At 68.4% G+C, this 6,262-nt stretch carries 7 protein-coding genes; 3 read left to right on the top strand and 4 right to left on the bottom strand.

Features of this window, described 5'->3' with window-relative positions:
• Positions 1–962, top strand: a 962-nt coding sequence (locus tag EQG76_RS07410; protein WP_159712016.1) for a zinc-binding dehydrogenase, incomplete at its 5' end; no start/stop codon positions are given.
• 7 nt (positions 963–969) lie between these two features.
• Here the strand turns inward: EQG76_RS07410 and EQG76_RS07405 are convergent.
• From EQG76_RS07405 to EQG76_RS07390, 4 genes are read right to left on the bottom strand one after another with little or no spacing between them, the layout of a single operon-like run.
• Positions 970–2,022, bottom strand: coding sequence for an ABC transporter ATP-binding protein (locus EQG76_RS07405; protein ID WP_255476488.1), 1,053 nt, complete (start codon positions 2,020–2,022; stop codon positions 970–972).
• A gap of 7 nt (positions 2,023–2,029) precedes the next feature.
• Entirely contained in the window at positions 2,030–2,917 is an 888-nt protein-coding gene (locus EQG76_RS32080; RefSeq protein ID WP_159712012.1) for a carbohydrate ABC transporter permease, read from the bottom strand.
• 2 nt (positions 2,918–2,919) lie between these two features.
• The gene (locus EQG76_RS07395) at positions 2,920–3,774 is read right to left on the bottom strand and encodes a carbohydrate ABC transporter permease (protein ID WP_159712010.1); all 855 of its coding nucleotides are present in this window, start codon (positions 3,772–3,774) and stop codon (positions 2,920–2,922) included.
• Between the two features lie 40 nt (positions 3,775–3,814).
• Positions 3,815–5,095 carry an ABC transporter substrate-binding protein gene (locus tag EQG76_RS07390; RefSeq protein WP_159712008.1) on the bottom strand — a complete coding sequence of 427 codons (1,281 nt, stop codon included), beginning with the start codon at positions 5,093–5,095 and terminating at the stop codon, positions 3,815–3,817.
• A gap of 174 nt (positions 5,096–5,269) precedes the next feature.
• Between EQG76_RS07390 and EQG76_RS07385 the strand changes: the two genes are divergently transcribed.
• Both EQG76_RS07385 and EQG76_RS07380 read left to right on the top strand, forming a co-directional pair.
• Entirely contained in the window at positions 5,270–6,052 is a 783-nt protein-coding gene (locus EQG76_RS07385; RefSeq protein ID WP_159712006.1) for a creatininase family protein, read from the top strand.
• Positions 6,049–6,262, top strand: a 214-nt coding sequence (locus EQG76_RS07380) for a Gfo/Idh/MocA family oxidoreductase (RefSeq protein WP_159712004.1), incomplete at its 3' end; no start/stop codon positions are given. The genes EQG76_RS07385 and EQG76_RS07380, both read left to right, overlap by 4 nt.

The raw sequence follows: 6,262 nt of genomic DNA, 5'->3' as shown, positions 1-6,262 counted from the left end.
TCAACGGCGACCGGCCCCGGCCTGTGCCGATGGTGCTGGGGCACGAGGCGTCGGGCGTGGTGGAGCGATGCGGCGCCGGGGTCGACGACCTGGTGCCGGGCGATCACGTGATCATGGTGTTCGTGCCGTCCTGCGGGCACTGCACCTGCTGCAGCGAGGGGCGCCCGGCCCTGTGCGAGCCGGGCAACGCTACCAACGGCCAGGGCAGCCTCCTGTCGGGCGAGCGACGCCTCTCTTTGGGTGGCCAGCCGGTGCACCACCATATCGGCGTGTCCGCCTTTGCCGAGCATGCGGTCGTGTCGCGCCGCTCGCTGGTCAAGGTCGACCGCGACCTGCCCCTGGAGATCGCCGCCCTGTTCGGCTGCGCAGTGCTGACCGGCGTGGGCGCCGTGGTCAACACCGCCAGGATCCGGGCGGGCGAAACGGTGGCGGTGGTAGGCCTAGGCGGCGTCGGGCTCAGCGCCCTGCTGGGTGCCCTGGCCGCCGGCGCTGCGCAGGTGATCGCGGTCGACCTTGCCCAGGACAAGCTGACCCTGGCCCGCGACCTCGGCGCCACTGACGCCTTTGACGCCGGCGATCCGGGTGTCGTCGAGGCGGTGCGCGCGGCGAGTGGCGGTGGCGTCGACCACGCGCTCGAGATGGCGGGCTCGGCCAGGGCCCTGGAGCTGGCCTTCGAGCTCACGCGCCGCGGCGGCGTCACCACCACGGCCGGCCTCGCCAATCCGGCCGCCCGCTTCCCGCTCTCCCCCGTCCGCCTGGTCGCCGAGGAGCGCACGCTGCGTGGCAGCTATGTCGGAAGCTGCATCCCCAGCCGCGACATTCCGCGGTTCGTGGCGCTCTACCGTGCCGGCCGCCTGCCGGTCGATCGCCTGCTGACCAGCCGGGGCAGCCTCGCCGACATCAACGAAGGCTTCGACCTGCTGGCGTCTGGCCGGACCATCCGCCACGTCATCACGCCCTGATCAGGTGTCATGACCAGTCGATGCGCGCGCCCGAGTTGTCGAAGACATGGCTCCGGCGCGGCTGCGGCTGAAGCTGCACGGTGTCGCCAGACCGGAGGTCGGACTTGTCCCGCTGTTCGACGGTCAGGAGGTCGGGGAGGCCGTCGATGCGCAGGTGGATCAGGCTGACATTGCCAAGTTGCTCGACCAGCACGACCTCCGCCGGCACCGTGCCGGCCGAGGGTGCTGCGTGAATCTCGAACCCGTCTGGCCGCACACCCAGCGTGGCGGCCCGCCCCGGCGGTGCCAGGAGTTCCAGCCACGGCGCCACCTGGCCGCCAGTGCCGCCCAGCGGCACGAAATTCATGCGCGGCTGGCCCAGGAAGCCCGCGACGAAGCGGTTGGCGGGGCGCTCGTAGAGTTCCAGCGGTGCCCCCTGCTGCTCGATCCGGCCGCCGTTGAGCACCACGATCCGCTCGGCCAGAGTCATCGCTTCGACCTGATCGTGGGTCACGTAGATCATGGTGGTGTCGAGCTGGCGGTGCAGCCGGGCGATCTCGACCCGCATCTGCGCACGCAGGCCGGCATCGAGGTTGGAGAGCGGCTCGTCGAACAGGAACACGTCCGGCTCGCGGGTGATCGCCCGGCCGATCGCGACCCGCTGGCGCTGCCCGCCCGAGAGCTCCTTCGGTCGGCGGTCGAGCAGACCTTCCAGCTGGAGCGTTGCGGCCGCCGCCCGCACCCGCCGCTCGATCTCTCCCCGGTCCGTGCCGAGCATGCGCAGGGCAAAACCCATGTTCTCCCGCACGGTCATGTGCGGGTAGAGCGCGTAGGACTGGAACACCATGGCGATGCCGCGGTTGGCCGCGGCCACCTGGTTGGCGGGGCGCCCACCGATCAGCAGCTCGCCCGCACTGATCGACTCCAGGCCAGCGATCATGCGCAAGAGAGTGGACTTGCCGCAGCCCGAGGGACCCACGAACACGACCAGCTCGCGGTCTCGGATCGACAGGTCGACCCCCTGCACCGCGGTGAAGGCGCCAAAGCGCTTGGTGACGTTCCTGAGCTCGACCGATGCCACCGCTACGTCATCCCTTGACCGAGCCGCTGAGCAGCCCCTCGACCACGAACCGCCAGACCAGCACCACCAGCACGAGCGTAGGCACGATCGCGATGAAGATGGCGGTGTTGAGCAGGCTCCACGACACATCGGTGTTGCGTGCCAGTGCCGCCATTACCACCGAGACCGGCCGCGCCCCCGCATCGCCCGAGAGCACCATCGCGAACATGTACTCGGAATAGGAGAGCATGAAGGCGAACAGGCCGGTGGCGCCGATCGATGGCAGCGCCAGCGGCAGGGCGATCCGCCAGAAGGCCTGGAAACGGCTGCAATGGTCCAGCGTGGCTGCCTCGAACAGTTCGGCTGGCATCTTGCGGAAGAACACCGAGAGGATCAGCACGGTGAACGGCAGGGCCCGGGCCGTGTGCACCAGGATGATGCCGGTGCGGGTGCCGAGCAGGCCCATGGACTGGAGCATGATGTAGATGGGCGTGACCAGCGCCACGGCCGGCACGAGCGGGCTCAGGATCAGGAACAGGAAGGACAGTTTCTTGCCCGGGAACAGGTAGCGGGCGAACAGAAAGGCGGCGGGCGCACCCAGGAGGATGTTCAGAACCATCGCGGAGAGCGCGATGATCCCGCTGTTGATCAGGCTCGCCGGCACCTGCCGCGCGGCATCCGAGATCATCGCCCGGTTGGCGTTCTCCGCCTGGTAGGCGCGCGGCAGCTCGCCGGTGAACACGTAGCGGTAGCCGTCGAAGTTCAGCCCCTCGGCGAACAGGCTGCTGCCCTGGTCGAGCAGCACCCGGTCGGGGATCAGGCTGCCCAGGAGGGACAAGAGGACCGGCCCGCCGGTGAACAGCAGGATCAGGGCCGCGAACAGGCCGGTCGTCCAGGGGTTCGCCCGGCCCGCCACCGTCACTCGCTCCCGAACAGGTCGGACGGCAGCGCGCGGGTGATCGCCAGGATCAGCACGGCCGAGATCAGCACCACGATGAAGGCCACCGCGGAGCCGGCACCGAAATCATACATGGAGAAGCTTTCCCGCCAGATCTGGAAGGAGAGGAGGGTCGTGGCCGTGCCGGGGCCGCCACCGGTCATGGCATAGACCAGGTCGTAGCTCGTGAACGCGGTGAGTGCGTTGTAGACGATCAGCACCACGATCATCGCCTTGATCTCGGGAAAGATCACGTACCAGAAGCGCCGCCACGAGCTCTTGCAGTCGATGGCGGCCGCTTCCAGCGTTTCCGGGTTGATCGCGGCGAGTGCTGCCATCACCAGCACCACGGTGAACGGGATCTGCGTCCAGACATGAGCGACCACCACCGAGACGAAGGCCAGGCGCGGCGAGGTCAGCCAGCCGATTGAGCCCTCGATCAGGTGCAGGTTGCGCAGCAGCCCGTTCAGCACGCCGAAGCTCGGATGGAACACCCAGATCCACAGGACGGCGCTGATCGCCCCCGGCAGCACCCAGGGCAGCAGCACGATCGAGCGCACCACCTGCACGCCGAAGAAGCGGCGGCGCAGGAAGAGTGCCATCAGCGTGCCCAGCACCACCACCAGGGGCGCCGCCGCCGCCGTGAAGGCCAGCGAATTAGCCAGCGCGTCCTGGAAGTAGTTGCTCTGGATGACCCGCGCATAGTTGTCGAGGCCGACGAACGGCTCGCCCGGGAACAGCAGCATCACCGAATGCAGGCTGGTCCACAGCGCATATGCCACCGGGTAGAGCGTCATCAGCGCCACCGGCAGCAGTGCCGGGAGCAGCCAGAGCACGGGAAAGCGGCGGATCTCCCACATGGAGACAGCAGGCCGGTCAGCGGCTGGCGAACTGCTCCTTGAGCTGGTTCCACCGCTCCGCCCCGTCCTTCATGGTCTGCTCGACGTTGGCCTCGCCGACCATCGCCTTGGCGAGCAGTGGCCGGAAATAGGCCGACCAGACCGAGCTGAACTCGGTATAGGTGCCGGCACGTGCTCGCTCCGCCTGGGCACCCAGCTCCTTCACGTCGGCCCACTTGCCCCAGGCCTCGATCACGTCCTGGTCCTGGAACAGAGGCAGCTGGCCGAAGCCCAGGCCCTTTTCCACCGCCCAGCGCTTGGCGACCGTGTAGGGCTTGCCGGCCATGAAGTTGACGAGCTTCCAGGCGGCCGCCGCGCGCTCCGGGTCATCCGCCGCCTGTCTGGTGATCACGTAGGACTTGGCGAAGCCGAGCGTGGAGTGGGTGGCACCCGGCATCGGGGCCAGGGCGAACTCGCCGGCACGCGGCTGGTCGGCCACGTTGTTCAGCGCCGCCAGCACGTAAGTATAGACGATCGTGAAGGCATGCTGCCCGGTGTTCATCGCCGGGATGATCTTGGATTCGTGGGTCTCCGCCTGCACTAGTCCCTTGGACCAGGCATCCGCCAGCCAGGTGAGCTGCTGGTACGCACCGTTGCCCGGGTCGGCGAACAGCGGGTTCAGCTCCGTGTCGAACAGCTCCGCACCCCGGCCATAGGCCTGCGCCACGAAGGCGTCGTAGAAGTTCGGCAGTTCCTGGTTGTACTCGTAGACGATCGGCTTATCCATGCCGCCCGCCTTGAGCTTCTCGGCCGCGGCCGTGACCTCCTCCCAGGTGGTCGGCACGGGGATGCCGGCATCCGCCAGGATCTTCTTGTTGTAGATGAACGAGATCGTGTCGGCGTAGTAGGGCAGGCCGTAGATCTTGCCGTCATAGGTGACGTCGGTGCGGGCAAAGCCGGCGATGTCGGCCGCCAGCGCCTCGATCTCCTCCTTGGGCGCCACGTCTTCCAGGGGTGCGATGAAGCCGGCGGAGCCCCAGGCCGGCAACCAATCCTGACCGCCATAAACCACGTCGGTCGGCGTGTTGCCGCGGATGCGCAGGATCAGGCTGTCTTGGTAGTCCGGCCAGGTATAGTCGGTCAGGTTGACCTTGATGCCGGGATTGGCCGCCTCAAACTGCCGGATATTGTCCTGGATGGTTTCCAGCGAGTAGTTCCAGACCACGAATTCCAGCGTGACGTCCTGGGCCTGGCTCGGCTGGGCCATGAAGCTGCCGGCGAGCAGCGTGGCGGCGGCGAGCACTGTCCTGCGCTTCATCGTTCTTACCTCCCGGCCAGCACCCTGTCCCGGCGCCGGCGACCAATTGGTCGTTGACATCGGAGCTACCCGACGAAACCCTACCGACCAATCCCGACCAGTGACAACCGGATTTGTCATGCTGCGTCGGCTGGACGGTGCCGGAGGGGTGCCGGCATCCGGGCAGGAGGCGAGATGCGCTTGGAGGAACTGACCGCACCCGACGTGGCGGCACTCGACCGCGACGCCACCGTGCTGGTCCTGCCGCTGGGCTCGGTCGAGCAACACGGCCGGCACATGCCGCTCGGCACCGACACGATCCTGGCGCACGGCTTGGCGCTGGCCGCCGCAGAGCGCTCAAGCGGGCCGGTCGTGGTGCTGCCGCCACCTTGGTACGGCTTCTCCGCCCATCACATGGGCTTTGCCGGCAGCATCACGTTGCGCGCTGAGACGCTGATGGCGCTGGCCGAGGACGTGGTGGGCTCGATGGTGGCACACGGCTTCCGGCGGGTGCTGATCGTCAACGGCCACGGCGGCAATGGCGGCGTGATCGACGTGCTGGCCGCCACGCTCGGCCACCGGCACCATGGCCGGGCCCGAATCGCGGCGCTTACCTACTTCCAGCTCGCCCGGGACGCGATCGCCCGCCTGCGCCGTTCCCGGCCGGGCGGGATGGGCCATGCCTGCGAGTTCGAGACCGCGATGATGCTGCACCTGCGCCCGGAACTGGTGCGGATGGAGGAGGCGTCCACCACCTATCCGGACCCGGGCTCACGCTACCTCACGACCGATCTGTTGGGCGGCTCGCCAGTGCGCACCTATCACGACTTCGCCGACCTCTCGCCCACCGGCACGCTTGGCGATCCGGCGCTCGGCACCGCCGAGGGGGGCAGCGCCTTCTTCGACGCTTCCGCCGGTGAGCTTGCCGCCTTCATCGACGACTTCCGGGGCTGGGCCATACCGGAGGGGGAACGATGAGTGCCGTTCTCAGGGTCGGCGTGATCGGCCTGGGCTTCTTCGGCGCGCGCCATGCCGCCATCCATGCGGCGCATCCGTCGGCCAGGCTGGTCGGCATCTGCGACCGCGACCCGCAGGTCCTGCGCGCGCTGGGATCCCGGACCGGGGCGCGCTGCTTTACGGATTTCCACGAGCTGCTGGCGCTGCCCGACCTGGATGCGGTCAGCATCT

Origin of the sequence: Geminicoccus flavidas (assembly GCF_009806515.1) — a bacterium.
GTDB lineage: Bacteria > Pseudomonadota > Alphaproteobacteria > Geminicoccales > Geminicoccaceae > Geminicoccus > Geminicoccus flavidus.
Note: the sequence above shows the minus strand (reverse complement) of the source record. Positions and strands in the feature narration are given on the sequence as shown.